This window comes from Pseudomonas sp. P105 (assembly GCF_032614175.1).
In the GTDB taxonomy this organism is placed as follows: domain Bacteria; phylum Pseudomonadota; class Gammaproteobacteria; order Pseudomonadales; family Pseudomonadaceae; genus Aquipseudomonas; species Aquipseudomonas rhizophila.
On record NZ_CP126693.1, the window covers coordinates 1,448,521 to 1,475,177 of the forward strand.

The 26,657-nt window shown below is 60.4% G+C and carries 26 protein-coding genes; 18 read left to right on the plus strand and 8 right to left on the minus strand.

Features of this window, described 5'->3' with window-relative positions:
- Positions 1–102 precede the first annotated feature (102 nt).
- Together QOM08_RS06515 and QOM08_RS06520 are read left to right on the plus strand one after the other, a co-directional pair.
- Entirely contained in the window at positions 103–768 is a 666-nt protein-coding gene (locus QOM08_RS06515; protein ID WP_188252324.1) for a LysE family translocator, read from the plus strand.
- A gap of 75 nt (positions 769–843) precedes the next feature.
- Positions 844–1,332, plus strand: coding sequence for a GyrI-like domain-containing protein (locus QOM08_RS06520; protein WP_047228334.1), 489 nt, complete (start codon positions 844–846; stop codon positions 1,330–1,332).
- A gap of 133 nt (positions 1,333–1,465) precedes the next feature.
- On the opposite strand, the gene QOM08_RS06525 is transcribed toward QOM08_RS06520, so the two are convergent.
- Entirely contained in the window at positions 1,466–1,951 is a 486-nt protein-coding gene (locus QOM08_RS06525; RefSeq protein WP_139050966.1) for a GNAT family N-acetyltransferase, read from the minus strand.
- A 142-nt stretch (positions 1,952–2,093) separates the two neighbouring features.
- Between QOM08_RS06525 and QOM08_RS06530 the strand changes: the two genes are divergently transcribed.
- The 4 genes from QOM08_RS06530 (at position 2,094) to QOM08_RS06545 (ending at position 4,679) form a co-directional block, all read left to right on the plus strand.
- Positions 2,094–2,528 carry a YybH family protein gene (locus tag QOM08_RS06530; protein WP_047228332.1) on the plus strand — a complete coding sequence of 145 codons (435 nt, stop codon included), beginning with the start codon at positions 2,094–2,096 and terminating at the stop codon, positions 2,526–2,528.
- Between the two features lie 67 nt (positions 2,529–2,595).
- Entirely contained in the window at positions 2,596–2,940 is a 345-nt protein-coding gene (locus tag QOM08_RS06535) for a YciI family protein (RefSeq protein WP_173407298.1), read from the plus strand.
- A 27-nt stretch (positions 2,941–2,967) separates the two neighbouring features.
- Complete coding sequence (locus QOM08_RS06540) at positions 2,968–3,444, plus strand: SRPBCC family protein (protein ID WP_047228330.1); 477 nt, start codon at positions 2,968–2,970, stop codon at positions 3,442–3,444.
- Positions 3,444–4,679, plus strand: coding sequence for an RNA polymerase sigma factor (locus tag QOM08_RS06545; protein ID WP_188252326.1), 1,236 nt, complete (start codon positions 3,444–3,446; stop codon positions 4,677–4,679). The genes QOM08_RS06540 and QOM08_RS06545 overlap by 1 nt, the downstream gene beginning before the upstream one ends.
- 213 nt (positions 4,680–4,892) lie before the next feature.
- On the opposite strand, the gene QOM08_RS06550 is transcribed toward QOM08_RS06545, so the two are convergent.
- The 4 genes from QOM08_RS06550 to QOM08_RS06565 form a co-directional block, all read right to left on the minus strand.
- Positions 4,893–6,227: an imelysin family protein gene (locus QOM08_RS06550; RefSeq protein WP_047228328.1), complete on the minus strand. Its 1,335-nt coding sequence runs from the start codon at positions 6,225–6,227 to the stop codon at positions 4,893–4,895.
- Between the two features lie 264 nt (positions 6,228–6,491).
- Positions 6,492–8,543 (minus strand): putative bifunctional diguanylate cyclase/phosphodiesterase, encoded by a 2,052-nt coding sequence (locus QOM08_RS06555; protein ID WP_047228327.1) that lies wholly within the window; start codon positions 8,541–8,543, stop codon positions 6,492–6,494.
- Positions 8,544–8,848: 305 nt separating this feature from the next.
- Positions 8,849–9,445 carry a superoxide dismutase gene (locus QOM08_RS06560; protein ID WP_047228326.1) on the minus strand — a complete coding sequence of 199 codons (597 nt, stop codon included), beginning with the start codon at positions 9,443–9,445 and terminating at the stop codon, positions 8,849–8,851.
- A 175-nt stretch (positions 9,446–9,620) separates the two neighbouring features.
- A complete protein-coding gene (locus QOM08_RS06565) occupies positions 9,621–10,223 on the minus strand; it encodes a LysE/ArgO family amino acid transporter (protein ID WP_047228325.1) in 603 nt (200 codons plus the stop codon).
- Between the two features lie 97 nt (positions 10,224–10,320).
- On the opposite strand from QOM08_RS06565, the gene QOM08_RS06570 reads away from it, so the two are divergent.
- From QOM08_RS06570 to QOM08_RS06580, 3 genes are all read left to right on the plus strand, one after another.
- Entirely contained in the window at positions 10,321–11,214 is an 894-nt protein-coding gene (locus QOM08_RS06570) for a LysR family transcriptional regulator ArgP (RefSeq protein WP_047228324.1), read from the plus strand.
- Positions 11,215–11,271: 57 nt separating this feature from the next.
- Positions 11,272–12,264 (plus strand): NAD-dependent epimerase/dehydratase family protein, encoded by a 993-nt coding sequence (locus tag QOM08_RS06575; protein ID WP_047228323.1) that lies wholly within the window; start codon positions 11,272–11,274, stop codon positions 12,262–12,264.
- 108 nt (positions 12,265–12,372) lie between these two features.
- On the plus strand, positions 12,373–13,257 hold the full coding sequence (locus QOM08_RS06580; RefSeq protein ID WP_047228322.1) for an ATPase: 885 nt from the start codon (positions 12,373–12,375) through the stop codon (positions 13,255–13,257).
- Between the two features lie 231 nt (positions 13,258–13,488).
- Here the strand turns inward: QOM08_RS06580 and rapA are convergent, their stop codons facing one another.
- A complete protein-coding gene (rapA, locus tag QOM08_RS06585; protein WP_316912721.1) occupies positions 13,489–16,335 on the minus strand; it encodes an RNA polymerase-associated protein RapA in 2,847 nt (948 codons plus the stop codon).
- 248 nt (positions 16,336–16,583) lie between these two features.
- On the opposite strand from rapA, the gene QOM08_RS06590 reads away from it, so the two are divergent.
- The 3 genes from QOM08_RS06590 (at position 16,584) to ccoM (ending at position 17,444) form a co-directional block, all read left to right on the plus strand.
- Positions 16,584–16,925: a hypothetical protein gene (locus QOM08_RS06590; protein ID WP_047228320.1), complete on the plus strand. Its 342-nt coding sequence runs from the start codon at positions 16,584–16,586 to the stop codon at positions 16,923–16,925.
- Between the two features lie 94 nt (positions 16,926–17,019).
- Positions 17,020–17,181 (plus strand): hypothetical protein, encoded by a 162-nt coding sequence (locus QOM08_RS06595; protein WP_171061412.1) that lies wholly within the window; start codon positions 17,020–17,022, stop codon positions 17,179–17,181.
- A 146-nt stretch (positions 17,182–17,327) separates the two neighbouring features.
- A complete protein-coding gene (ccoM, locus tag QOM08_RS06600) occupies positions 17,328–17,444 on the plus strand; it encodes a cytochrome c oxidase subunit CcoM (protein WP_025212288.1) in 117 nt (38 codons plus the stop codon).
- A gap of 257 nt (positions 17,445–17,701) precedes the next feature.
- Here ccoM and QOM08_RS06605 read toward each other — a convergent pair whose 3' ends face one another.
- Positions 17,702–19,177, minus strand: a complete 1,476-nt coding sequence (locus tag QOM08_RS06605; RefSeq protein WP_047228319.1) for an inorganic phosphate transporter — start codon at positions 19,175–19,177, stop codon at positions 17,702–17,704.
- Between the two features lie 362 nt (positions 19,178–19,539).
- Positions 19,540–19,740 carry a hypothetical protein gene (locus QOM08_RS06610; RefSeq protein WP_047228318.1) on the minus strand — a complete coding sequence of 67 codons (201 nt, stop codon included), beginning with the start codon at positions 19,738–19,740 and terminating at the stop codon, positions 19,540–19,542.
- 562 nt (positions 19,741–20,302) lie between these two features.
- On the opposite strand from QOM08_RS06610, the gene pcaR reads away from it, so the two are divergent.
- The 6 genes from pcaR to pcaH all read left to right on the plus strand — a co-directional run bounded on the left by pcaR (position 20,303) and on the right by pcaH (position 26,657).
- Complete coding sequence (gene pcaR / locus QOM08_RS06615; protein WP_092397150.1) at positions 20,303–21,145, plus strand: pca regulon transcriptional regulator PcaR; 843 nt, start codon at positions 20,303–20,305, stop codon at positions 21,143–21,145.
- A 292-nt stretch (positions 21,146–21,437) separates the two neighbouring features.
- Entirely contained in the window at positions 21,438–22,784 is a 1,347-nt protein-coding gene (locus tag QOM08_RS06620; protein ID WP_316912722.1) for an MFS transporter, read from the plus strand.
- A 292-nt stretch (positions 22,785–23,076) separates the two neighbouring features.
- The gene (locus QOM08_RS06625; protein WP_047228315.1) at positions 23,077–23,934 is read left to right on the plus strand and encodes a CoA transferase subunit A; all 858 of its coding nucleotides are present in this window, start codon (positions 23,077–23,079) and stop codon (positions 23,932–23,934) included.
- On the plus strand, positions 23,931–24,713 hold the full coding sequence (locus QOM08_RS06630) for a CoA-transferase subunit beta (RefSeq protein WP_171061413.1): 783 nt from the start codon (positions 23,931–23,933) through the stop codon (positions 24,711–24,713). The genes QOM08_RS06625 and QOM08_RS06630 overlap by 4 nt, the downstream gene beginning before the upstream one ends.
- A complete protein-coding gene (gene pcaF / locus QOM08_RS06635; protein ID WP_171061411.1) occupies positions 24,710–25,915 on the plus strand; it encodes a 3-oxoadipyl-CoA thiolase in 1,206 nt (401 codons plus the stop codon). The genes QOM08_RS06630 and pcaF overlap by 4 nt, the downstream gene beginning before the upstream one ends.
- A gap of 37 nt (positions 25,916–25,952) precedes the next feature.
- Positions 25,953–26,657 carry a protocatechuate 3,4-dioxygenase subunit beta gene (gene pcaH, locus QOM08_RS06640; protein ID WP_316912723.1) on the plus strand — a complete coding sequence of 235 codons (705 nt, stop codon included), beginning with the start codon at positions 25,953–25,955 and terminating at the stop codon, positions 26,655–26,657.

Genomic DNA, 26,657 nt, shown 5'->3' on the forward strand with positions numbered 1-26,657 from the left:
GCGCAACTATTTTCGACGACACTGTCGATCCGCTCAGGGGACTTTCAGTAACACCTGCGCACTGCACGACTCGCCCTGTTCAAAAAACGAATGGACTGAATGATGGAATTTTCCAGCGGTTTCCTGCTGAGCCTTTCTTTGTGCCTGGACATTGGCGTGGCCAATATCGCGATGATTACCCTGGCCATGCAACGTGGCTATTTCCAGGGTTTCGCCCTGGGCCTGGGCACATGTGTGGGGGACCTGGTCTACGCGGTCCTGGCCTTGGCCGGCATGACGGTGCTGCTGCAATACGAAACGGTGCGCTGGGTGCTGTGGATCGGCGGCTCGGTGGTGCTGCTGTATTTCGCAGCGAAGATGATTCATTCGGCGATCTACCACCATACGGCGTTGGCCGAGGCTGGCGAGGTGCGGAGTCATTCATCCGGGCAGGAGTTTTTTCGCGGGATTTTCCTGGCGATGTCGTCGCCCAGTGCCATTCTCTGGTTCGCGGCGGTGGGCGGCACATTGATCGCTCGCTCGGGCGGCGGAACGATCCTCAGCTCGGCGCTGTTCCTGAGTGGATTTCTCTGTGCCGGACTTCTCTGGTGTGCAGGCCTGTGCCTGGCAGCAACCCAGGGCGGCAGGCTGCTGGGGGATAAACTGTTGCGCTATTGCTATTGGGCATCGGCCGCCATCTTCTGCTATTTCGCGGTGTACGTGATTGTTTCTGGCTACAACGAGTTTATCGGGAAAGTGGCGCCGGCCGTTGTGCCTGGACTCGGATAAGCGAAACGGGCCTGGCAATCTTCATCAGGCTTCTATACTGCAACACCCGACCTCACGTTTCTGGAGTGTTGACGCATGGAAAAGCACGAACCCGATAACGCAGCCGAACCACGCTTCGAACACGGACGTTTTCAGATAATCGCCGGTTTTGGTGGCTGTTTTACCCCGGACACCGCCGAGGATATCCCGCTGCTCTGGGAAAAGTTTTTGCCCTGGCTCGGTAAAGTGCCAGGGCAGAAAGATGAGGTCACCTATGGCGTGTGTTGCAATCCGGACGGAAAGGGTGGGTTTGAATACATTGCCGGCGTGGAAGTCAGCCGGCTCGATGATTTGCCTGAACAGTTGCGCTGGATCGAAATACAGCCTGCGCACTACGCAGTGTTCGAACACAAAGGTCCGTTGAAAGCCCTGCCGCAGACGTTCCACTACATCTGGAAAGAGTGGCTGCCGCGATCCGGCCACACAGCTGCCGAGGCCCCGGAGTTCGAACGCTACAGCGAAGACTTCAACCCCAGGACCGGCGAAGGCTCTCTGGAGATCTGGATTCCTCTCAAACCGAGCTGATTGCCATTCTTTCGGCAATGCAAACCGGTGGGAGCGAGCCTGCTCGCGATAGCGGTGCCATATCCAACATCAATGCAAGCTGGCCCACCACAATCGCGAGCAGGCTCGCGCTCACAGACAGGTTATGTCCTGGTCAAAACACCAGCCCCATCCGCCGCTCATAACCGATGCGGCCCTTGTACGCTTCGCCACTGTCGACCCAGCCCAGCCGGGTATACAGGCCGATGGCCGAGACATTATCGGCGTCGACCGAAAGCTCCAGTCCTCTGATTTGCGGCCATGCCGCCCGAGCCACGGCAGGAAGCGCTAGCAGGCAGGCCTTGCCGTAACCCTTGCCCTGGGCCCGATAATCGACTTGCAGGGCGTGCAGGGTGGCGCTGTGTTCGTTGGCCCAGGCGGGCAGTACTGGCGGGCGCTTGAGTAACAGGAACGCCACGGGCACCTCGCCAGCCAGCAACGCAAACCCTTTGACGCCAGGGCCGGGCCTGGACAACAGCGTGTGCAGTGCGCCGTGGATATCGCCGGCGAACTTGATCTGTTCGGGGTGGATTTCGATGGCTTCGACCTGCGTGCGCTGCAGCTCGGTGAGGTCTTCGTAGGGTACGAGCTGAGCGGTCACAAAAGCATCCGTTGTTTGCCGACAGAATGGGCCTGGGATTCTAGCGAATTTTTTTCTTTGAATTATTTTTGTTTGGGTTGTCGATTCGCAGTTTCTCTAAACGACAAAGGGTGTCTTCAACAAAAACCTGCGGAGAATCACCATGAATACCCAAGCCACCGAAACCGAAATCAAGGCCTTGATCGAGACTTATCGCCAGGCTGTCATGGAAAAAAATGTTGAAAAAGTCATGGCGCTCTATGACGACAACATCGTTTCGTTCGATGCCATCCAGGCCCTGCAATTCAAGGGCAAAGTCGCTTACCGGGCCCATTGGCAGGCGTGCATGGAGATGTGCCCTGGACCGCACAAGTTCGACTTCCATCAGATCGAGATTACCGCAGCTGACACGATCGCCTTCGCTCACTGGCTGGCCTATTGCGGCGGCACCAACGACAAAGGTGAAGAGCAGGCTTGCTGGATGCGCACGACCGCCTGCTATCAACGGGTGGCCGGGCAATGGAAGATTGTCCACGAACACTGGTCCGCGCCGTTTGATCCGATGGCCGGTACGGTGATGTTCGACCTGCAGCCCTGATCGTCGGTTTTTTCGCTGAGCGCTTTTCTGCGGTCCATAGTTGATCAGTTCGATCACGGAGCTTTCCATGAAGTACTTATGCCTGGTCTATAGCAACGAGCATGCGCTGCACAACTCACCCGACAGCCCGCAGGACGCTGAATGCATGGCCTACGCCGAGTCGGTCCAGGGCAGCGGTCGTATGATTGCCGCCGAGGCCCTGGAGTCGGTGCAGACCGCTACCACGGTGCGCATGCGCGGCGGCAAGTTGTCGATCACGGACGGTCCGTTTGCCGAGACCAAGGAGCAACTGGCGGGCTTCTACCTGATCGACGCCAAAGACCTGAACGAAGCCCTCCAGGTCGCCGGCAACATTCCGGCGGCCCGGGTCGGCTGCGTCGAGGTCCGACCGGTACGCCAACTGAGTCCCTGAACAACAATCACAAACAGGATTTCATTCATGAACCTCAAACCTGCCGCGTTCGAGTTATCCATCAGCCGAGTGATCGACGCCTCGCGCCAGAAGATTTTCCGCGCCTGGACCGAGCCGGCGCTGCTTGTCCAATGGTGGGGACCCCACGGCATGACTACGCCGGAGTGCGAAATGGAGCTGTGGGTCGGTGGTCAGTTTCGCACCCTGATGCGTGCCCCGGACGGCAGTGAGTATCCGACCATGGGCGTGTTCCTGGAAATCGTCGCCCCGCAGCGGCTGGTCTTCACCGATGCGTTTGTGCCCGGCTGGATCCCCTCCGGCAAAGCCTTCATGACCGGCGAAGTGTTGCTTGAGGAGATGGGCGATAAAACCCTTTACACCGCCCGCGCCCTGCACTGGAACGAAGAAGACCGCCAGGCCCACGAAGCCATGGGCTTTCATGACGGCTGGGGCCAGAGCCTGGATCGGCTCGAAGCGCTGGTGACCCAGGGCATGCCCGACTGATGTCGGCCGAAGAAGTCAGTGCACGGGTCGAGCAGGTTTATCGGCAAGACTCGCGGCGCATCCTGGCGACGCTGATTCGCCTGCTGGGGGATTTCGACCTTGCTGAAGAGGCCTTGCACGAGGCCTTCTTCATCGCGGTCGAGCGCTGGCAGCGCGACGGTGTGCCGGACAATCCTCGGGCCTGGCTGGTATCGGCCGGGCGCTTCAAGGCCATCGACAGTTTGCGCCGGCGCGCTCGCTTCGCGGCGAGCCGGCCGATGCTGATTGCCCAGCTCGAAGAACTGGAGCAGAGCGACTGGAGTGATGAGGACGTGGAAGACGATCGCCTGCGGCTGATCTTCACCTGTTGCCACCCGGCCCTGGCCGCTGATGCCCAGGTGCCGCTGACGTTGCGGGAAGTGTGCGACCTGACCACCGAAGAGATCGCCCGGGCTTTTCTCGCCGCCCCGGCGGCCATCGCCCAGCGCATCGTGCGGGCCAAGGCAAAAATTCGCGATGCGAAGATCCCCTATCAGGTGCCGTCCCGCTCGGAACTGCCCGAGCGGCTGGACAGTGTGTTGCGAGTGATCTACCTGGTATTCAACGAAGGCTATTCGGCCTCGATGGGGGCTGAGGTGACGCGTGAAGATTTGACCCGCGAAGCCATCCGCCTGGCCCGCCTGTTGATGGAGCTGTTGCCTGAAGCCGAGGTCATGGGGCTGTTGGCGTTGATGCTGCTGCACGAGTCGCGGCGGCGAGCACGAACTTCTCCCGGCGGTGAACTGATCCTGCTGGATGAGCAGGACCGGTCCTTGTGGGACGCCGACATGATCGCCGAAGGCTGCGCCCTGGTGGAAGCCGCGCTCAATACCCGAAGGTTCGGGCCTTATTGCCTGCAAGCTGCGATTGCGGCAGTGCATGCCGAAGCCCCCACGGCGCAGGAGACCGACTGGCCGCAGATCGTCGGCCTCTATGACGTGTTGCTGCGTGCGGTGCCTTCACCGGTGATCGAACTCAACCGCGCCGCGGCCCTGGCCAAACGCGATGGACCGCAAGCGGGCTTGCAGCGGATCGACGCGATTCTGGACCGGGGCGAGTTGCTCGATTATCACCTGGCCCACTCGGCGCGGGCAGAACTCTGCCGGCAGTTGGGACGCGTGGAGGAGGCGAGGGCGGCATATCGACGCGCGCTTGAATTGACTCAGCAATTGCCGGAGAGGCGGTTTATCGAGGGGCGGCTTGCGGGGTTGCGGTGATCACCACAAGCGATGAAATCCTGTGGGAGCGGGCGTTGTGGTGTGCATCGTATTTATGAACAGCTGAAACCACTGTGGGAGCGAGCCTGCTCGCGATAGCGTCATGTCAGTCACATTGCTGTTGGCTGAAACATCGCTATCGCGAGCAGGCTCGCTCCCACAGGGTTTTATGGCTTGGCTGACGGGCATAACCCGTCAGTCAACCAGCCTTGATCAGAACTCGTGATCAGCGCTGTCCGGGTTCAGGTCGCTGATGCCCAGTTTGCCCGCGGCCTGTTCGATCGCGCCGGTTTGCTTGACCAGTGCGGCAATGGCGTCGCGCACGACCTGGTTGCCAGCGGTGTTGCCCGCAGCGATCAGTTGGTCGTAGTGCTCACCCTTGTTGGCGTGATCGACCATGACCTGGATCTTGGCTTCGGTGTCGGCCAGGTCGGCCTTGAGGGCGTTGTCAGCGGCCGGGTCAGCCTTGGCCACCAGGGACGACAGGCTGGCGCCGGTCATCTTGGTGCCGTCGACGCGGGTGTATTCGCCCAGGTAAACGTTGCGTACGCCTTTGGCGTCGTAGAAGTGCGAGTTGTGGGTGTTGTCGCTGAAGCAGTCCTGCTCGTCTTCTGGCGAGTTGGCTTCCAGGGACACCTTCATGCGTTCGCCCGCCAGTTCACCCAGGGACAGGCTGCCCATGCCGAACAGCATCTTGCGCAGGCCGGTTTCGGCAGGCTCGGCTTCCAGGGTGGCGCGGTAGTTGTCAGCCACGTTTGGCTTCCAGTTGCCGACCATTTCTTCCAGATCGCTGACCAGCAGTTGGGTCACGGCCTTGAGGTAGGCGCGACGACGGTCGTTGTGACCGCCAGTAGCCCCGGCACCTTCCAGGTAATCGGAGGCCGGACGCTTGCCGGCACCAGGGCCGGTGCCGTTGAGGTCTTGGCCCCACAGCAAAAATTCGATGGCGTGGTAGCCGGTGGCGACGTTGGCCTCGGAACCGCCCAGCTCGTTCAGGCTGGCGAGTTTCTCCGGGGTGATGTCTTTCACGTCGACCTTGTCTTCGCCTACCTGGACCTCGGTATTGGCGATGATATTGGCGGTGGCGCCCGGGTTACCCAATGCGTGCGCGTAGGAGGTGTCGACGTAGTCGATCAGGCCTTCATCCAGCGGCCAGGCGTTCAATTGGCCTTCCCAGTCGTCGATGATGGTGTTGCCGAAGCGGAACACTTCGCTTTGCAGGTAAGGGACGCGCGCAGCGACCCAGGCGGCCTTGGCGGCGTTGAGGGTCTCGTCGTTCGGTTTGGCCAGGAACGCATCGATCGCGGTTTGCAGGGTTTTCGCGGTGGATTCGGCATCGCTGTAGACCGCATGGACGATGTCGGCGTAGTGCGCGACAACGGCCTTGGCAGCGGCTTCGTCGATTTTGCCGGCTGCGGCTGGGGCGGCGGTGCTGGCTGCAGGCGTGGGCGCTTGCGGCGCGGCGGCCTTGTCTTTGCCTTCGCCGCAACCGGCGAGGGAAATAGCGATGGCCAGCAAACTGGCGGTAGCCAGAGGCATACGAATCATGGCGAACATCCTGCTTCGGTGATGGATGGGACAGGCGCGAGGTGCGCAAAGCTGCGACATAATGCGAAAGATTTGCATTATGTGTAAAGGGTTGTAGCTGTAAATATTTCTTATTTGTGATGCGGCGCGGGCAGCCTTCCGTAGGCGCCGCCGAGCTAAGCGAGGCTGCGATCTTCCCCCAGACACTTGAAGCTCAAGTGAACAAACCAAAGAGCGCAGGCTTCGCCAGCGCCTGCAGAAGCATGACCACCCAGGGAGAAAGAATTAGATGATGGAGACTTTGCTGCGCTGCGCCTGCTTGAGATAGATGCCCAACTCCCGTGCCGGCAGCGGTTTGCTGTAGTAGTACCCCTGACCTTCATGGCAGCCCTCGGAGATGATGTAGGCTTCCTGCTCGACCGTCTCCACCCCCTCGGCGATTACCTGCATCCCCAGGCTCTTGCCCAACTGGATGATGGCCCGGACGATGGTCGCGTCATCCTCGTCATCGAGCAGGTCCTGGACGAAGCTCTTGTCGATCTTGATCTTGTCCAGCGGCAGGCTCTTGAGATAACTCAGGGACGAATAACCGGTCCCGAAGTCATCGATGGCAATCAGCGCGCCGGAGCGGCGCAGGCTGAGCAAATGCTGGGCGGCTGTCGTGATGTCTTCCATCAGGCCGGTTTCCGTGACCTCCAGCTCCAGGCTGCGCGGCGGCAGGCGGTACATCTGCAGCAAGTTGTTCACCACCCGCGGCAGTTCGGCATGGTGCAATTGTACGGTGGACAGGTTGACCGCCATGCGCAGGTCAACGAAGCCCTGGTCATGCCATTCGCGCAACTGTTTGCAAGCCTGATCCAGGACCCATTCACCGATGGCGATAATGGTGCCGTTCTGTTCGGCCAAGGGAATGAACAGGTCCGGCGGCACGAGGCCGTGTTCGGGGTGATGCCAGCGAATCAGCGCCTCGGTACCCACCACTCGCAGGTCGCGATAGCTGACCTGCGGCTGGTACACCAGGCTGAACTGCTCGAGGAGCAGAGCCTCGCGCAGGTCTTTTTCCAGTTCGCGCCGGCGGCGCATTTCACTGTCGACGCTGGCGATGTAGAACTGGTAGCGATTGCGCGAGCGGGCCTTGGCCAGGGTCATGGTCTGCTCGGCTTTCTGCAATAGCTTCTCGGTGCTGTCCCCGTCCTCGGGAAAGAGGGTGATGCCAATGGTCGCCCGTAGGCGGATTTGCTGATCATCGAGGATGAACGGCGCCTCCAGGTCATCGAGGATGCTCTGGGCCAACTCGGCGGCTTCGTAAGGTTGTTCGATATCGGCCTGGACCAGGGCGAACTGGTCGCCCCCCAGTCGCGCCAGCGCGCCAAGGCGTCCGCTGTGGGCTCGCAGCCTATCTGCCAGGGCCAGCAGCAACTGGTCACCGGTTTGATAGCTGAACTGTTCGTTGATGCCCTTGAAGTCATCCAGCCCCACACACAGTACGGCCACCCGGCGTTGCAAGCGCCCGGCATCCACCAGGATCTTGTCCAGTTGCTGTTGAAGCTGTTGACGATTGGGCAGGCCGGTGAGGAAGTCATACTGGGCCATGCGCAGCAGGCTGTTTTCCGCCTCGTGGCGCAGGTGTGTATTGCGCTCGATGGAGGCGAGCAATTGGTTGGCGGTGTTGATCCAGAGCCCCAACTCATTTTGTTCGTGGCCGCGTAGCTGCGGGATCTTGTGTTCACTCGGCCGGTCGGGGTTGATTTCGGTCAGGTGTTCGATGATCCGCGACAGTGGTTTGGTCAGCAGCCAGTGATAGACCAGGTACAACACCAGGCCCATCGCCAGGGCTCGCAACATGCCCGATATAAAAATGATTACGGAGTTGACGATGAAACTCTGGCCGTAGGTGGCGGTGTCGAGAGTGATGCTCAGGTCACCGTAATATTCACTGTAAGGCCCGCGACCCACCAGTTGCGTGGTGAATGTGCGTTCCTTGCCAAGGATCAGGTCGGTCAGCCAGCGACTTCCAGAGTGCTGCAAAGGCCGGGTTTTTTCGGCAAGCATGGTCTCTTGAGGGTGACCGATAGAAGCCATGCGCACCGCTTGGTCCTGAAACAGCCCCTCGATCACTTGCATGCCCATCTCCCGGTCAAGGCTATAGACGGCCTGGGTCGAAGGGTCCCGGAACATATCAAGAATTCGTTGGGCATCGCTGGCGACGGCATGGTCGGTTTTGTAGGCATCGAAAACGATCTGGGCGCAGCTCAATACCACGCCGACGATCAATGCCGAAAGGAGCACGACCCGGAGCAACTTCACAGACAAGCTGTTCTTGAGTTCCAGCTTCAAAGAGGGGGTTCCTTGTTCCGTGCGAGTAGCGTCAAGTTGCCATGAGTATTGGCAATCCTGTGATGTCAGTCAAAGGGACAATCAAACACAAGGGTCTTCGCCTGAAACCTGGCCGTTATACGGTGTTTCCAGAGTTATTGCTCTACGACCATTGTGTCGGATGGAAGGGCCCCCAACTTGAGGCCTGGGTTTGATTTTTGTTGGATTTCAGACACGAGGTAGGGGGGCCGGACAAGATCCCGGGGCTTTGTGCCAGCTAAAAAAAACCCGGCAAAGCGCCGGGTTCTTTTGTCTGGCATTACGGATCAAGCGGTGAAGGTCTTGCCTTCGAACTGCTCGGCCACGAACTTCCAGTTGACCAGGTTCCAGAACGCTTCGACGTATTTCGGACGAAGGTTGCGGTAGTCGATGTAGTAGGCGTGTTCCCAAACGTCGCAGGTCAGCAGCGGGGTGTCGCCGCTGGTCAGCGGGTTGCCGGCGCCGATGGTGCTGGCCAGGGCCAGGGAACCGTCAGCCTTTTTCACCAGCCAGCCCCAACCGGAACCGAAGGTGCCGACGGAAGTCTTGGTGAATTCTTCCTTGAACTTGTCGAACGAGCCGAACGCACTGTTGATGGCGTCGGCCAGCGCGCCGGTAGGTTGACCACCGGCGTTTGGCGCCAGGCAGTTCCAGTAGAAGGTGTGGTTCCAGACCTGAGCGGCGTTGTTGAAGATACCGCCCGAGGAAGTCTTGACGATTTCTTCCAGGGTCTTGCCTTCGAACTCGGTGCCAGGTACCAGGTTGTTCAGGTTCACGACGTAGGTGTTGTGGTGCTTGTCGTGGTGGAATTCCAGAGTCTCTTTGGAGATGTGCGGCTGCAGTGCATCGTGTGGATAAGGCAGCGGCGGCAATTCGAAAGCCATGGTGATTCTCCTAATCAGGTCAGTTGCGGTGAGCGCAAGGCCGATCACGGGCGGCCAGACTAGCGCCGGGGAGTTTGTACTCATTGCGGCGCAGGAGTCGGATCATAGCACCGGGGGAACGGCATAACCACGCAACAACTGTGTGGGATAGAGGTTCCAGAGCGGTTTGGAATAATCAGCCAGAGACGATCAACTGTATGGCCACGCTGAACATCATCGTTGCCACCAGCACGTCCAGTATCCGCCAGGTACTCGGCCGGGCCAGCCACGGTGCCAGCCATGCCGCACCGATTGCCAGTGTGAAGAACCACAGCAACGAGGCACTGGCCGCTCCCACGACATAGGCGCCAGGCACGCTTTGCTGGGCCCCGAGGGAACCGATCAGCAACACGGTGTCGAGATAGACGTGGGGGTTGAGCAGGGTCACCGCCAACGCACTGAGCAGCACCGCCCGTAACGAGCGCACTACCTGTTTTTCATCTTGTTGCAGGCTTTGTTTCGAACAGGCCCGACGCAACGCCAGGCTGCCATACCAGAGCAGGAACCCGGCGCCGCCCCAGCGGGCTATTGAAAGCAGCAACGGGCTTTGGGCCAGCAGTGTCGCCAGCCCGAACACCCCGGCGGCCACCAGCAACGCATCGCAAGTTACACACAGGGCGGCGACCGGCAAGTGATGTTCGCGGCGCAGGCTTTGCGCCAGCACGAAGGCGTTCTGAGCGCCGATGGCCATGATCAGCCCGAGGGCCACCAATAGTCCGTTCATGTAGCTTTGCCACATAAATTACTCCCCGAGTAGGTATGAATGCGGGTGTCATTCTCTGGTGCAAAGCGGTATAAGAAAAACCAATATTGCTGATTGCTCATTAGGAAAACTGATGTTCGATTACAAATTGCTTTCCGCTCTGGCGGCGGTTGTCGAACAGGCCGGATTCGAGCGTGCCGCCCAAGTGCTGGGTTTGTCGCAGTCGGCGATTTCCCAGCGGATCAAACTGCTGGAGGCGCGGGTCGGCCAGCCGGTGCTGGTGCGCGTCACGCCGCCGGCACCGACCGAAATCGGTCGCCGCTTGCTCAACCATGTGCAGCAGGTGCGGCTGTTGGAGCGCGACCTGCAAAGCCTGGTGCCAGCGCTGGATGAGGAGGGGCTGCCTGAGCGCCTGCGGATCGCCTTGAATGCCGACAGCCTGGCCACTTGGTGGGCGGTGGCCGTTGGAGATTTCTGCGCCGAACATCATCTGTTGCTCGATTTGGTGGTGGAAGACCAGACCGTCGGCCTCAAACGCATGCGTGCCGGTGAGGTGGCGGCGTGCGTCTGCGCCAGTGAACGTCCGGTGGCTGGTGCCCGTAGTGTGTTGTTGGGGGCCATGCGCTACCGGGCGTTGGCCAGCCCGGCGTTCATCGCCAGGCATTTCCCCGATGGGGTGCGCGCCGATCAACTGGCGCGCACGCCGGCGCTGGTGTTCGGCCCGGATGATTTCCTGCAGCATCGCTACCTTGCTTCCCTGGGGGTCGAAGGCGGTTTCGAACATCATCTCTGCCCGTCGTCCGAAGGTTTCATTCGGCTCGCCGAAGCGGGGCTTGGCTGGGGACTGGTGCCGGAGTTGCAAATGCGTGAGCAACTGGAGCGGGGCGAGTTGGTGGAATTGCTGGCAGATAAACCGATTGATGTGCCGTTGTACTGGCATCATTGGCGCAATGGTGGGCAGTTACTGGGTTTGTTGACTGAACGATTGATCAAGGCGGCAAGCAGCAAGCTCCAAGCGGTAAGTTGAAAAGCGATTGGCTTGAAGCTTGTAGCTTGAAGCTCGAATCTGATTTTAGGAGTCTTCATGAAAATTCTGGTTACCGGCGCAAGTGGCTTCATTGGCGGGCGCTTTGCGCGTTTCGCTCTGGAGCAGGGCCTGGATGTACGGGTCAACGGTCGCCGGGCCGAGAGCGTTGAGCACCTGGTGCGTCGCGGGGCGCAGTTCATTCAGGGGGATCTGAGTGACCCGTTGCTGGCTCGCGACCTGTGCCTTGATGTTGACAGCGTCGTGCATTGCGCCGGTTCCGTGGGGCTTTGGGGTCGCTATCAGGATTTTCACCAGGGCAACGTCCAGGTCACGGAAAACATTGTCGAGGCCTGCCTCAAGCAGAAGGTCCGGCGCCTGGTTCATCTGTCATCGCCGTCTATTTACTTCGATGGCCGGGACCATCTGGACCTGACCGAAGAACAAGTGCCCAAACGCTTCAAACATCCCTACGCTGCCACCAAATACCTGGCTGAACAGAAAGTCTTCGGGGCCCAGGAGTTCGGTCTCGAAGTACTGGCTCTGCGCCCGCGCTTTGTCACCGGCGCCGGCGACATGAGCATTTTTCCCCGGCTGTTGAAAATGCAACGCAAGGGCCGCTTGGCCATTGTCGGCAACGGGTTGAACAAGGTGGATTTCACCAGCGTGCAGAATCTCAACGAAGCGCTGCTCAGCAGTCTTTTGGCCGGCGAATCGGCCCTTGGCAAGGCTTACAACATCAGCAACGGCACGCCGGTGCCGTTGTGGGATGTGGTCAATTATGTGATGCGACAGATGGAAGTCCCACAGGTCCGGCGTTATCGTTCCTACGGGCTGGCCTACAGCGTCGCCGCCCTGAATGAAGGTTTTTGCACGTTATGGCCGGGCCGTCCCGAACCGACGTTGTCGCGCCTGGGCATGCAGGTCATGAACAAGAATTTCACCCTGGACATCAGCCGGGCCCGGCATTATCTGGATTACGATCCACAGGTCAGCCTGTGGACCGCTCTTGATGAGTTCTGCGCCTGGTGGAAAGCCCAGGATGCCCGCTGATCGCCCCGTCATGAACCGAGTGCCAGGTTCGGGGTCAATCGGTGCGGCGGGCGAGGGGGTTATACTCGCTGCATCAAGCCAACACCGGTTTCCCAAAGGTTGAACCCAATGCCCATGCGTAACGATTCCAACGACGACTTCGATGATATACCGAGCTTGCGGATGCGGGCCGACATTCCCGATGACGATGACTTTCTGCCTGAGCGCGAACGCCCGCCCCACGTGCAAGCGCGCCCGGCACCCGTTGCGGCGGCCAAGGTCAAGGGGGCCAGTACCGGGCCACTGTGGGCACTGGTCGGTGCGCTGTTGTGTGCGCTTGCCTTCCTGGCGTGGTGGAGCTTCCAGCAGATTTCCTTGATGGAACAGCAGCTGGTGGCCACCCAGGAAAGTTTCGCCCGTATCAGTGAAGACGCGGCGGGGCGCTTGCAGGACATTTCCGGCAAGGTGGTAGCCGGTCAGTCCAATGTCATGAGCGACAGTGAAGCCTTGAAGTTGCAGATCAAACAGCTGGAAGGCAAGCTCCAGGAGCAGGGCAAGCAATTCGAAAGCAAGCTGCAGGAGCAGTACAAACAACAGATGGTCGCGTTCGGTCCGTCCGCCGACCTGGACAAGGAGCTGGCCCAGATCATTGCCCAGACCACTGAGCAGCAGAACGCCAGCACTCAGTTGCAAGCTTCCAACAAGGAACTCCAGGACCAGGTCAAGGCGCTGGCGGCTGAAGTTTCCGCCCTGAAAAACCAGGGCGAGGATGGTGCTCTCGATGCCCGGCTCAAGAGCATCGGTGCCGACATCACCGCCCTGAAACGCGCCACTTCCAATTCTGCCATCGAGCGTCTGGAGCAGGACGTGATCGTGCTCAAGAGCCAACAGGACAACGGGGGCAGCAACACCGCCGAGTTCGACGCCTTCCGCGGCCAGGTCACCCGCAATATCAACACGCTGCAAGCGCAGATCCGCAACCTGCAGCAGCAACTTGGCAGCCGAGCTCAGTGACGAGGCTGTAGTCGCGAGCGGTGGGTCAGTCAGTTTGCATCAATGGCTGATGTGCCACCGCCATCGCGAGCAGGCTCGCTCCCACATTGTGAGTCGTGCGCCTGCAAAGTGTTCAGCCGCTGCAAACCGGTGGGCTTGCCGATCCTTGCGCTGATCGGCAAGTAGGACCAGACAAATGCACAAAAAAAGGCCCGCATCGCTGCGGGCCTTTTGTTGAGTAGCGGCGGCAATTCAGCCCGCCACCAACACCCGTATGGCCTCCAGGCGCAGCGCCGCCTTCTCAAGCATCGCCAGACCTTGCTCACGCTGTTGGCGCAGAGCCACCAGTTCGCTGTCGCGTACCGTCGGGTTGACCGCTTGCAGGGCGGTCAGGCGCGCCAGTTCTTCGTCGGTATCGGCTGCCAGGCGGCGCTGGGCTTCGGCCACGCGTTCGGCGTGACGCGGGGCGATCTTCTCTTCACCGGCGTTGATCCGTGGCGAGAGCTGGTCACGCTGGGCCTGGATGAACTTGTTGGCGCTGGCCCGAGGCACGCTTTCCAACTGATCGTTCAAAGTCTCGAACGAGACTCGGGCGGCGAGGTCGTTGCCGTTGGCGTCCAGCAGGCAGCGCAGGGCGGCCGGCGGCAGGTAACGGCCCAGTTGCAGGGAGCGCGGGGCAACCACTTCACTGACATAGAGCAGTTCCAGCAACACGGTGCCGGGCTTGAGGGCCTTGTTCTTGATCAGCGCTACGGCGGTATTGCCCATGGAGCCGGACAGCACCAGGTCCATGCCGCCTTGCACCATCGGGTGCTCCCAGGTAATGAACTGCATGTCTTCGCGAGACAGCGCCTGGTTGCGGTCGTAGGTGATGGTCACGCCTTCGTCGTCGCCCAGCGGGAAGCTGGCGTCGAGCATTTTTTCGCTCGGCTTGAGGATCAGCGCGTTGTCCGAATGGTCCTCGCTGTCGATGCCGAACGCATCGAACAGGGTTTCCATGTAGATCGGCAGGGCGAACTGGTCGTCTTGTTCGAGAATGGCCTCTACCAAGGCATCGCCTTCACCCGCGCCGCCAGAGTTGAGCTCCAGCAGACGGTCGCGACCGGTGTGCAGCTCGGCCTCCAAGCGTTCGCGTTCGGCGCGGGCTTCGTCGATCAGTGCTTGCCACTGGCCGTCATCGGCTTCTTCCAGCAATGGCAGCAGGCGCGGGCCGAACTGATGCTGCAAGGCGTTGCCGGTCGGGCAGGTATTGAGAAACGCGTTCAGGGCCTCGTGATACCACTGGAACAGCCGCGCTTGCGGGCTGGTTTCCAGGTACGGCGCATGCAGCTCGATGGTGTGTTTCTGGCCGATCCGGTCCAGACGGCCAATACGCTGTTCCAGCAGGTCCGGGTGCGAGGGCAGGTCGAACAGCACCAAATGGTGGGCGAACTGGAAGTTGCGGCCTTCGCTGCCGATTTCCGAGCAGATCAGCACCTGGGCGCCGAACTCTTCGTCGGCGAAATAAGCCGCCGCACGGTCGCGCTCCAGGATGTTCATGCCTTCATGGAACACCGTGGCCGGGATGCCGGAACGTACGCGCAGGGCATCTTCCAGGTCCATGGCGGTTTCGGCGTGGGCGCAGATCACCAGCACTTTGGTGCGCTTGAGCATCTTCAGGGTGTCGATCAGCCACTCGACCCGTGGGTCGAAACGCCACCAGCGCTGTTCTTCGTTGGCGTCCGGCTGAGCCTGGAAGCTGACTTCCGGGTACAGCTCGGCGTGATCGCCTAGCGGAAGTTCGAGATATTCGTCCGGGCACGGCAGCGGGTAGGCGTGCAGCTTGCGCTCCGGGAAACCCTGTACGGCGGCGCGTGTATTGCGAAACAGCACGCGGCCGGTGCCGTGGCGGTCCAGCAGTTCGCGGACCAGGCGGGCGCTGGCTTCGACATCGCCATCATTGACGGCGGTCAGCAGCGCTTCGCCCTCGTTACCCAGGAAGCCGTGAATGGTCTTGTGCGCCTCGGGTGAGAGACGGCCCTTGTCCAGCAGCTCCTGCACGGCCTCGGCCACCGGGCGATAATTCTCGCTCTCGGCGCGGAAGGCCTTGAGGTCATGGAAGCGGTTCGGGTCCAGCAGGCGCAGGCGGGCGAAGTGGCTGTCCTGGCCCAGCTGTTCCGGGGTCGCGGTCAGCAGCAGTACGCCGGGAATCGTTTCGGCAAGCTGTTCGACCAGAGCGTAATGCGGGCTGACCTGATCTTCGTGCCAGACCAGGTGATGGGCTTCGTCGACCACCATCAGGTCCCAGCCGGCGGCAAACAGCGCGTCCTGGGCCTTCTCATCGTCCACCAGCCACTCCAGCGCCACCAGGGCCAGTTGGGTGTCTTCGAACGGGTTGCTGGCATCGCTTTCGATGAAGCGTTCTTCGTCGAACAAGGCGACCTGCAGGTTGAAACGCCGTCGCATTTCCACCAGCCACTGATGCTGAAGGTTTTCCGGTACCAGGATCAGCACGCGGCTGGCGCGGCCGGAGAGCAGTTGGCGGTGGATGATCAGGCCGGCTTCGATGGTCTTGCCCAGGCCCACTTCGTCTGCCAGCAATACCCGTGGCGCGATGCGGTCGGCCACTTCACGGGCGATGTGCAATTGGTGGGCGATGGGCTGGGCACGTACGCCACCCAGGCCCCAGAGCGGCGACTGCAACTGGCGGCTGGTGTGTTCCAGGGTGTGGTAGCGCAGGGAAAACCATGCCAGCGGGTCAATCTGGCCGGCGAACAGACGGTCACTGGCCAGGCGGAACTGGATAAAGTTCGACAGCTGGGTTTCCGGCAGGGAGACAACCTCGTTCTGCCCATTGAGGCCGTGGTAGACCAGCAGCCCATCGACATCGTCGACTTCGCGCACGGTCATTTTCCAGCCTTCGAAGTGAGTGATCACATCGCCCGGCGAAAACCGCACGCGGGTGAGGGGCGCATTCCGTAGCGCGTACTGGCGAGTGTCGCCAGTGGCCGGATAGAGCACGGTCAACAAGCGGCCGTCCTGTGCCAGAACGGTGCCTAAACCCAGCTCGGCTTCGCTGTCACTGATCCAGCGTTGCCCCGGTTGATACTGCTGCGCCATGCTGCCTGACTCCCGCCTTGAAAAAGCCGGTTATCTTAACGGAATGATCCCTCAGACCAAAGGATTTACGTAGACATCGGGTCGCCATGGGCATTGATTAGTTACCGGCGGTGCGGAACTTAAGTGTGCGGAGTGATCAAACAAGCTCGGCCCGGCCTATTGTGATAATGCCAACCGGGTCACAAGTTTCAGACCAGCGGTTCAAGCTGTCCTTCGCTCAGCCGACAACCTGAAGACAGGAGACCTTTATGTTGCCACCCATGCTCCCTTTGAGCGCCGTACCCATCACCGCTCAACAGGATCCGGTCCGCCAGCGACCGGACATACCGCCCGTGGTCCCGGTGCAGCAAAGCTCCAACGAAAGCACCATCGACCTGAAGAATCGCGACCCGGAGGAGGCTGCGCTGTTGCTGCGCGAGGAGCAACAGCGCCAGCAGGAGCGCAACAAGCGCCGCCGCGAAGCCGACGAAGATCCCGAAGCGCACCTGGCCGTACCGGGCACTGAACTGAACGCCGATAACACCGTGCCTGTGGTGCCGTTGGTGGAAGGGGAAGAGCGTCAGGGCTTGTGGGTCGATATCCAGGTCTGATCCAGGCTTTTGTCGACGCATGCAGGCTGGTCAACCCGCTCGACAGCCTTCATCATGAGAGCATCCGCAGTTCACCGTACGATGCCGACACGCCATGAGCCAAGACGACAAACTGATCGACCTCAGTGCTGAGCGCGCCAAGCGCGTTCACGACCTCAACGAAAAACGCCTTAACGAAGTCCGCCAGGCTTTTGAGCAAGCCATGCCATTGGGCAAAGCCCAGAAAAAACCGAAGAAAAAACCCAAAAAGCGCTGACTCCCCCCTCTATCCATTGATACAGATCAGTTATTTCCCTTCCTTTTCGCCGCGTCGCGAGCGTTATTGACCCCGGTCAATTTTCATCCAGGCCTGATTGGTTAACGTGCACCCATCGCAACAGGGGCAAGACCAGGAGGCCAGTCATGTTTTTCGATAATGTGGTGTTTGCCGGAGTGTTGACCGTCGGCCTCATGTTCGTGTTTTTCGCCGGCTTTGGATTATTCATCTGGAAAGATGCACACAAGCGCAAAAAGCCGTAGGTCTTTCCAGCTAAAACGAGCACGCAAGGCATTTTGGGCGACTTCGGTCGCCCTTTTTTTTTTGAGCAGATTTCCCCTGTTCCACACAAGCCCATTGTGGGAGCGAGCTTGCTCGCGATAGCGGTATGTCTGTAGATACATGTGTTGACTGACCCGGCGCCATCGCGAGCAAGCTCGCTCCCACAGTAGTCAGGTGTCCGGGCATAAAAAAAGGTGCGATCCGCCAGGACCGCACCTTTTTTTATTAGCCGCTGATATCAGCTGCCGATGGCCTTGGACGCCAGCCAGAACAGCGCGGCCGAGAGGGCCACTGTCGCCGGCAGGGTCAGTACCCAGGCCAGCAGGATGGTCCGTACCGTGCCACCTTGCAGACCGCTCTTGTTGGCGACCATGGTGCCCGCCACGCCGGACGACAGTACGTGGGTGGTGGAAACCGGCAGGCTGAAGATGTTCGCCGCACCGATCATGCACGCCGTGGTGATTTGCGCCGACATACCTTGAGCGTAGGTCATGCCTTGCTTGCCGATCTTCTCACCAATGGTCAGCACCACACGCTTCCAGCCGACCATGGTGCCCAGGCCCAGGGCCAGGGCGACTGCCAGAATCACCCAGAACGGGGCGTATTCGGTGGTGGCGGTCAGGTCCTTGCGCAGCTTGTTCAGGTCGTCTTTTTCCCGAGCTGCCAGGCCTGGCAGTTTGCCAACCTTCTTCGCCGTGTCATCCAGGCAGAGCAGGTAGCGGCGAACCTCGATGCGGCTTTCCGACGGCAGCGATTGGTAATCCGCCACGCCTTTGAGGGTGTCGAGCAGCGCCGCAATGGTGGGCTCGGTCTGCTGCGGGTTGCAGCGGAATTTCTCTGGCAGATCGCCCTTCACGCTTTTGCCCAGCGCCAGATATTCACCCAGCGATTCGCTGTTGCGCTGGTAGAACTGGCTCAGGTGCAACGTCGCGTCGCGGGTACGTTCGATCTGGTAGGTGGTGCTGTTCAGGTCAAGCACGAACTGCGCCGGTACGATACCGATCAGCACCAGCATGATCAGGCCGATGCCTTTCTGACCATCGTTGGAGCCGTGGACGAAGCTGACGGCCATGGCTGAAATGACCAGCACCAGGCGATTCCAGAACGGGGGGTGTTTCTTGTCATCGATCTTGCGGCGCTGTTCCGGCGTCTTGTGCATCTTCGACAGCGGACGCCACCACTTCAGACTGATCAATACCAGTGCGGCAATCAGGAAGCCCGCCATGGGCGAGAACACCAGGGAGGCACCGATATCGATTGCCTTTTGCCAGTTCACTCCGTCGGCCAACGGGATATCGTTGATCAGCGCGTTGGCCAGGCCCACGCCGAGGATCGAACCAATCAGCGTGTGGGAGCTGGAGGCTGGGATACCGAAATACCAGGTGCCCAGGTTCCAGGTGATGGCCGCTGCGAGCAGCGAAAACACCATGGCCAGCCCGTGTCCGGTGTTCACATTGATCAGCAGCTCTACCGGCAGCAGGTGAACGATGGCATACGCCACGCCCACACCGCCCAGCAGCACGCCGAGGAAGTTGAACACACCGGAAAAGAACACCGCCAGATGAGGCGGCATGGCTTTGGTGTAGATAACAGTGGCCACCGCGTTTGCGGTGTCATGAAAGCCGTTGATGAACTCGAAGGCGAGGACAAAGGCCAGGGCGAGCAAGAGGCTCACAAGCACCCAAGCATCCAGTCCGCTAAATAAATCGATCATGAAGGTTTTCTGACCCGGTCGTAAGGGGGCGCGATTATGCCAGAAAACCTCGGTAATCGATGCATTGCCTGCTCATCGGTAACATTCTTCAACGAAATAATTTGCAGGCACCCCTTCGAACCCTGGCTTTTAGCGGGTTGCGCAAGCCATTGATTCGGGAGCGGAAAGCGCGCCAGGCAGGGGGCCGCTCGTCGTTGCAAGAGCCTCAAGCGGTTGTGCGAAAAATCCGAAAAGAAGGTAAGCCAGGGCCATTCCTCGACCGTTGTCGGGGAAATGGCGGCCCGCTCATGGCGGGCGTCCGGTACGGGGCCGGCCGGGGTGTCGGCCGGATACCGCTTCACAAGAACATCAAGCGCTGAGCATTACCGCTCTTCCGCTTTGAGTTCCTGTTCCATTTTCTGAAGTTCCTGGGTAAAGGCCTGGTCCTGAACGGTGGCGCGTTTACGCCAGGGTTTGCGTTCCGGTTCAGGTTGCGCGGCGTAGGTGGTGATTTCCCCGCCGTAAACTTCCTTGTAACGTTGTTCCTGGCGCTCAAGTTCCGCGCGCAGTTCGTCTTTCGTCACAGTATTACCTAATGGATTGAATTGGATCTGGTGATACGCACTGCATGTAGACATGCAGACGGCCACGGCACCAGAGCTGACAGCTGACGTAGCATCAGGAGTTTCGTATACCGCCGATACGGGGAAGCGCCATCCGGGTGCTTCGGGCACCGGCTGCCGGCACCACGCAGGATAGAAACCTGCAATGCCTGCGGACGGGAGCGGTCGATTGCCGCACCGTCACTGAGGTGCATTATAGCGGCCTGCCCGAAGAACACTATCGGGAAAAGTTAAAAGAATCTGTTGTTGTGTGAATCAATATTTGTATGTGCAACTTGTGGCAATTAGGTTTCAGGCAATGCCAGACAATGTCGCTATCCACTCTGCTGGCGCGAACTACGTTCAATACTCGTGTCGTCTTACTTATTTATCAACCCTTCACACAGAAGCAAGAGGGGGGTAGGGTGCCTTGATTGCGATTATCGGTTGATGGTTCGATAATCGAACGGTGCTGACAGCCAGCCCTTGTCTGCTCAGCGGGCAGCCGCTTGTAATAGCCGCCATTCCCCGGGAAGGACCAGATATGAACGACCAATTGCGCAACGCCTTTGCTTCTGTAGCGCCACCCATCGTTGCTTCGCCGGCCAAGCGCATCCAGGCCCTGACCGGTGACCCGGACTTCATGACGTCCCTGGCCCGAGGGTTGGCCGTGGTCCAGGCGTTTCAGGAGCGCAAACGGCACCTGACCATCGCTCAGATCAGCCACCGCACGGAAATTCCCCGCGCCGCCGTCAGACGTTGCCTGCATACCTTGATCAAACTCGGCTACGCCACCACCGACGGACGAACCTATTCGCTGCTGCCCAAAGTATTGACCCTGGGCCATGCCTATCTGTCATCGACGCCTCTGGCCGTGTCCGCGCAGCCGTATCTGGATCGCATGAGCGAACAGCTGCATGAGGCCTGTAATATGGCGACGCTTGAAGGCGACGACATTCTTTATATCGCCCGTTCGGCCACCACCCAGCGGCTGATATCCGTGGACCTGTCCGTCGGTGGACGTCTGCCGGCCTATTGCACCTCGATGGGCAGGATTCTTCTGGCGGCACTGGACGACGCTTCCCTGCGTGATTACCTCGACCATGCCGACCTGCAGGCCAAGACCAGCCGGACCCTGCACACTCCCCAGGCTTTGCTGGAGTGTTTGCAAGAGGTGCGGCAGCAGGGATGGTGCATCGTCGATCAGGAACTGGAGCAGGGGCTGCGCTCGATTGCCGTGCCAGTCTACGACGCCTCCGGCCAGGTGGTGGCGGCGCTGAATGTCAGTACCCATGCCGGGCGGGTCAGCCGCAATGAACTGGAACAGCGCTTCCTGCCGGGGCTGTTGGGAGCCAGCCGCGACTTGAGCGCGCAACTGTTCACTTAAGCTGTTCGATAAACGCACAGAGTCGCCTCTGACGAATTGACGGTATTTGCCTCGGATCATTAATGTCGCGGCAGCGTCATCCGACGTGAGCGAGCCTGACTCGACCGATGGATGGCGGCCCAATAATAATGAGAGGCACACCTGCCATGTATACCTTCCTCGGCCTTCACCTTGACGATCGACCGACCTGTCTGTCCCGGATCGCCCGCTAACCAACACCTTTTCTGCAGCCTTGCGGTTTATTTGCCGGGCCTCTGTTCGCCTGCGTTTTCTTGCGTGGAATAAAAACAAGATGAACCAACCCCAGACCTCCGTAGGCAATTGCCTCGACGTGCAGTCCTTCATCAACGCTCAACCCATCTCGCGCTATCAATGGCGGGTAGTGATCCTGTGCTTTCTGATTGTTTTTCTCGACGGCCTCGACACTGCGGCCATGGGCTTCATCGCTCCGGCGCTCTCCCAGGACTGGGGCATTGATCGGGCCAGCCTCGGTCCGGTCATGAGTGCGGCGCTGATCGGCATGGTCTTCGGTGCTCTTGGCTCCGGTCCGTTGGCAGACCGTTTCGGCCGAAAAGTTGTGCTGGTAGGCGCGGTCGTGCTGTTCGGCGCGTTCAGCCTGGCATCGGCTTACAGCACCAACATCGATCAATTGCTGGTGCTGCGCTTTCTGACCGGCCTGGGGTTGGGCGCCGGCATGCCGAACGCAACTACCTTGCTGTCGGAATACACCCCGGAGCGTAAAAAGTCGTTGCTGGTGACCAGCATGTTCTGCGGCTTCAACCTGGGAATGGCCGGTGGCGGGTTTATCTCGGCCAAGTTGATACCGGCGTTCGGTTGGCACAGTCTGCTGCTGATCGGCGGGATCCTGCCGTTGATCCTGGCGGTGGTGCTGGTGTTCTGGTTGCCGGAGTCGGCACGTTATCTGGTGGTGCGCAATCGCGGCACAGACAAGGTGCGCAAGACCCTGGCCCCGATCGATCCGCACACCGTCGCCCAGGCGGCGAGTTTCAGTGTGCCGGAACAAAAAACCGTTAAAGCCCGCAACGTGCTGGCGGTGATTTTCTCCGGCACCTACAGCGCCGGGACGCTCTTGTTGTGGCTGACCTATTTCATGGGGCTGGTAATTGTTTACCTGTTGACCAGTTGGTTGCCGACGCTGATGCGCGACAGCGGCGCGAGCATGGAGCAGGCGGCGTTTATCGGGGCGTTGTTCCAGTTCGGCGGCGTATTGAGCGCGGTTGGGGTGGGTTGGGCGATGGACCGGTTCAATCCGCACAAGGTCATCGGCATTTTCTACTTGATGGCCGGGGTATTTGCCTACGCGGTAGGGCAGAGTCTGGGCAACATTACCTTGCTTGCCACGTTGGTGCTGGTGGCCGGCATGTGCGTCAACGGCGCGCAATCGGCGATGCCGTCGCTGGCGGCGCGGTTCTATCCGACCCAAGGCCGGGCCACCGGAGTCTCATGGATGCTGGGCATCGGCCGGTTCGGCGCGATCCTCGGCGCCTGGATGGGCGCGACGCTGTTGGGCCTGGGCTGGAACTTCGAACAGGTCCTGACCGCCCTGGTCATTCCAGCGGCCCTGGCGACTGCGGCGGTGGTGATCAAGGGCATGGTCAGTCATGCGGATGCGACGTGAGGCAATGATCTGAACCTTGCGGCAGACCGGTGGGAGCGAGCCTGCTCGCGATAGCGGTGGGTCAACTTGCATAAGTGTTGACTGACCCACCTCAATCGCGAGCAGGCTCGCTCCCACAGGATCAGGGTGTCTGGGAAATCGATAGCCAAACAACAATCTGTTCGATAAACGAACGCTCAGTCGATTATCGGATTGTTTGGCTGTCACCCCGAGCTTAATCTTCAGTCACTCCGGCGCTTAACCTCGCGCCTTTTTCTTCATCTTGGTCTACTGAAAAACGGGAGCCTGCCCCATGGCTGAAATCCTTTCGCTGCACGACGCAGTGAAGCAATTCGTCAATGACGGCGATACCGTCGCGCTCGAAGGCTTCACTCACCTGATTCCGACGGCGGCGGGTCATGAAATCATTCGCCAGGGCAAGAAAGACCTGACCCTGGTGCGGATGACACCCGACCTGATCTACGACCAGTTGATCGGCGCCGGTTGTGCTCGCAAGCTGATTTTCTCCTGGGGTGGCAATCCTGGGGTGGGCTCCCTGCACCGGCTGCGCGATGCCGTGGAAAAACAATGGCCGCAGCCGCTGGAGATCGAAGAGCACAGCCACGCCGACCTGGCCAATGCCTACGTCGCCGGGGCCTCGGGCCTGCCATTCGCGGTGCTGCGGGCCTACGCCGGCTCCGACCTGCCAAAGGTCAATCCGTTGATCAAAACCGTGACCTGCCCCTTCACCGGGGAAGTGCTGGCCGCCGTGCCATCCGTGCGCCCGGACATTACAGTGATCCACGCTCAAAAAGCCGACCGCAAGGGCAACGTCCTGTTGTGGGGCATTCTCGGCGTGCAGAAAGAAGCCGCCCTGGCCGCCAAGCGCTGCATCGTCACCGTGGAAGAAATTGTCGATGACCTCAACGCACCGATGAACGCCTGCGTGCTGCCGACCTGGGCGCTGAGCGCGGTGTGCCATGTACCGGGCGGCGCTCATCCTTCCTACGCGCACGGCTACACCGAACGTGACAACCGTTTCTATCAGGCGTGGGATCCGATCGCCCGGGACCGTGAGACCTTTACCGCATGGATCAATGAATACATCCACGCAACGAAAGATTTCAGTGAATTCCAGGCCCGACTGGCTGCCACTTCGCAGGTGAAATAATGACGTACTCCACCAATGAAATGATGACCGTCGCCGCAGCCCGTCGATTGCAGAACAATGCTGTGTGCTTCGTGGGCATCGGCCTGCCATCGAAGGCAGCCAATCTGGCGCGGCTGACCTCGTCGCCGGATGTTGTGCTGATCTACGAGTCCGGTCCGATCGGGGCCAAACCCAGCGTATTGCCACTGTCTATCGGTGATGGTGAGTTGGCTGAAACCGCGGACACTGTCGTACCCACCGGTGAGATTTTTCGCTACTGGTTGCAGGGTGGACGCATCGACGTCGGCTTTCTCGGTGCAGCTCAGGTCGACCGGTTCGGCAACATCAACACCACGGTGGTGGGCGACTACCATCAACCGAAAGTCCGCTTGCCGGGCGCCGGTGGGGCACCGGAAATCGCCGGTTCGGCCAAGAGCGTGCTGATCATCCTCAAGCAGTCGGCGCGCTCGTTTGTCGACAAGCTGGATTTCATCACCTCGGTCGGTCACGGCGAGGGCGGGGATTCGCGTAAACGCCTGGGCCTGCCGGGCGCAGGTCCGGTCGGTATCATCACCGACTTGTGCATCATGGAGCCGGAAGCCGGCAGCCATGAGTTCGTGGTCACTGCGCTGCACCCCGGCGTGACCCGCGAGCAAGTCGTTGCCGCCACCGGTTGGGCGATTCGTTTTGCCGACCAGGTGCAAACCACCGCCGAGCCGACCGAAACAGAGCTGCGCGCACTGCGCGACCTGGAAGCTCGCACTGCCGCGGCCCACGGCCAGGCACCGGGAGAAGCGTGATGCGCGACGTTTATATCTGTGATGCGATTCGAACCCCCATCGGTCGCTTCGGTGGCGGTTTGTCCGCAGTGCGCGCCGATGACCTGGCCGCCGTACCGATCAAGGCGCTGATGGAACGCAACCCATCGGTGGACTGGACTGCCGTGGACGAAGTGTTTCTCGGTTGCGCCAACCAGGCCGGGGAAGACAACCGCAACGTGGCGCGCATGGCGCTGCTGCTGGCTGGCCTGCCGCAGAGCATTCCCGGCGTAACCCTCAACCGCCTCTGCGCCTCGGGCATGGACGCCGTCGGCACGGCGTTCCGCGCCATCGCCAGCGGCGAAATGGAGTTGACCATCGCCGGCGGCGTGGAGTCGATGTCCCGCGCACCGTTCGTGATGGGCAAGGCCGATGCCGCGTTCTCCCGCAACATGAAACTGGAAGACACCACCATCGGCTGGCGCTTCATCAACCCGTTGATGAAAGCCCAGTACGGTGTGGACGCGATGCCCCAGACCGCCGATAACGTGGCCGATGATTACGCGGTGTCCCGCGCTGACCAGGATGCTTTCGCCTTGCGCAGCCAGCAGCGCACGGCAGCAGCCCAGGCCGCAGGGTATTTCGCCGAGGAAATCGTCCCGGTGCGCGTAGCCCACAAGAAAGGCGAAACCGTGGTCGAGCAGGACGAGCATCCTCGCGCCGACACCACGCTGGAGACCTTGAGCAAACTCAAACCGGTCAACGGTCCAGACAAAACCGTCACGGCCGGCAACGCCTCGGGCGTGAATGATGGCGCGGCGGCTATGATCCTGGCTTCGGCCGAAGCGGTGAAGAAACACGGGCTGACGCCTCGGGGTAAAGTGTTGGGCATGGCCAGTGCCGGCGTGGCCCCACGGGTGATGGGCATTGGCCCGGTGCCCGCGGTGCGCAAACTCACTGAGCGCCTGGGGCTGGCGGTCGCAGACTTTGATGTGATCGAACTCAACGAAGCCTTCGCCAGCCAGGGCCTGGCGGTGCTGCGCGATCTGGGTCTGGCGGACGACGCGCCGCAGGTGAACCCCAATGGCGGCGCCATCGCCCTCGGCCATCCGCTGGGTATGAGCGGAGCACGGCTGGTGCTGACGGCGTTGCATCATCTGGAAAAGACCGGCGGCAAGAAAGGCCTGGCGACCATGTGTGTCGGCGTCGGCCAGGGTCTGGCGTTGGCAATCGAACGCGTCTGACACGTCGTTCCACTAATAAGAAACCGAGGAATGCTTCATGACTGACAAGCCTGGTTATCGTCGCCCTCAAGCGGGCACCCAACCGGAGTACCTGCACCCGCCGTACCAGTCCACCAACCTGCGTTCGCCTTCAAAGCCGTTGGTGTACTTGCCCCATTCACTGTCGGAAATTACCGGTCCGACCGTAGGTGCCGATCGCCTGCAGGAGAAGGACAACGACCTGACTGCCCAGCATGCCGGCGAGCCACTGGGGGAGCGAATCATCATTAACGGGCGCGTGCTGGATGAGCATGGCCAACCCGTGCCTGGCATCCTGGTGGAGATCTGGCAGGCCAACGCCGCCGGTCGTTACAACCATGACCGCGACCTGCACGACGCACCGCTGGACCCGAACTTCACCGGCACTGGTCGCACCGTCACCGACGCCGATGGCTGGTACCAGTTCCAGACTATCAAGCCCGGCGCCTACCCGTGGGGCAACCATCACAATGCCTGGCGCCCGGCGCACATCCATTTCTCACTGTTCGGCCCGAGCATCCTGACGCGCCTGGTGACGCAGATGTATTTCCCCGGCGACCCGCTGCTGGCCTACGATCCGATCTACAACTGCGTGCCGGACACCAGTGCCAAGGAACGTCTGATCGCCCGTTTCGACCTGGAAAAAACCATTCCTCACTACGCCCTCGGTTATCGCTGGGACATCGTATTACGCGGCCGCGATGCCACGCCGATGGAGAAATAA

Bases quoted from the DNA above. Each gene is read 5' to 3' on its own strand.
- QOM08_RS06515 (WP_188252324.1), top strand. From the start codon at position 103: ATGGAATTTTCCAGCGGTTTCCTGCTGAGCCTTTCTTTGTGCCTGGAC.
- QOM08_RS06520 (WP_047228334.1), top strand. From the start codon at position 844: ATGGAAAAGCACGAACCCGATAACGCAGCCGAACCACGCTTCGAACAC.
- QOM08_RS06530 (WP_047228332.1), top strand. From the start codon at position 2,094: ATGAATACCCAAGCCACCGAAACCGAAATCAAGGCCTTGATCGAGACT.
- QOM08_RS06535 (WP_173407298.1), top strand. From the start codon at position 2,596: ATGAAGTACTTATGCCTGGTCTATAGCAACGAGCATGCGCTGCACAAC.
- QOM08_RS06540 (WP_047228330.1), top strand. From the start codon at position 2,968: ATGAACCTCAAACCTGCCGCGTTCGAGTTATCCATCAGCCGAGTGATC.
- QOM08_RS06545 (WP_188252326.1), top strand. From the start codon at position 3,444: ATGTCGGCCGAAGAAGTCAGTGCACGGGTCGAGCAGGTTTATCGGCAA.
- QOM08_RS06550 (WP_047228328.1), bottom strand. From the start codon at position 6,227: ATGATTCGTATGCCTCTGGCTACCGCCAGTTTGCTGGCCATCGCTATT.
- QOM08_RS06560 (WP_047228326.1), bottom strand. From the start codon at position 9,445: ATGGCTTTCGAATTGCCGCCGCTGCCTTATCCACACGATGCACTGCAG.
- QOM08_RS06565 (WP_047228325.1), bottom strand. From the start codon at position 10,223: ATGTGGCAAAGCTACATGAACGGACTATTGGTGGCCCTCGGGCTGATC.
- QOM08_RS06570 (WP_047228324.1), top strand. From the start codon at position 10,321: ATGTTCGATTACAAATTGCTTTCCGCTCTGGCGGCGGTTGTCGAACAG.
- QOM08_RS06575 (WP_047228323.1), top strand. From the start codon at position 11,272: ATGAAAATTCTGGTTACCGGCGCAAGTGGCTTCATTGGCGGGCGCTTT.
- QOM08_RS06580 (WP_047228322.1), top strand. From the start codon at position 12,373: ATGCCCATGCGTAACGATTCCAACGACGACTTCGATGATATACCGAGC.
- rapA (WP_316912721.1), bottom strand. From the start codon at position 16,335: ATGGCGCAGCAGTATCAACCGGGGCAACGCTGGATCAGTGACAGCGAA.
- QOM08_RS06590 (WP_047228320.1), top strand. From the start codon at position 16,584: ATGTTGCCACCCATGCTCCCTTTGAGCGCCGTACCCATCACCGCTCAA.
- QOM08_RS06595 (WP_171061412.1), top strand. From the start codon at position 17,020: ATGAGCCAAGACGACAAACTGATCGACCTCAGTGCTGAGCGCGCCAAG.
- ccoM (WP_025212288.1), top strand. From the start codon at position 17,328: ATGTTTTTCGATAATGTGGTGTTTGCCGGAGTGTTGACCGTCGGCCTC.
- QOM08_RS06605 (WP_047228319.1), bottom strand. From the start codon at position 19,177: ATGATCGATTTATTTAGCGGACTGGATGCTTGGGTGCTTGTGAGCCTC.
- pcaR (WP_092397150.1), top strand. From the start codon at position 20,303: ATGAACGACCAATTGCGCAACGCCTTTGCTTCTGTAGCGCCACCCATC.
- QOM08_RS06620 (WP_316912722.1), top strand. From the start codon at position 21,438: ATGAACCAACCCCAGACCTCCGTAGGCAATTGCCTCGACGTGCAGTCC.
- QOM08_RS06625 (WP_047228315.1), top strand. From the start codon at position 23,077: ATGGCTGAAATCCTTTCGCTGCACGACGCAGTGAAGCAATTCGTCAAT.
- pcaH (WP_316912723.1), top strand. From the start codon at position 25,953: ATGACTGACAAGCCTGGTTATCGTCGCCCTCAAGCGGGCACCCAACCG.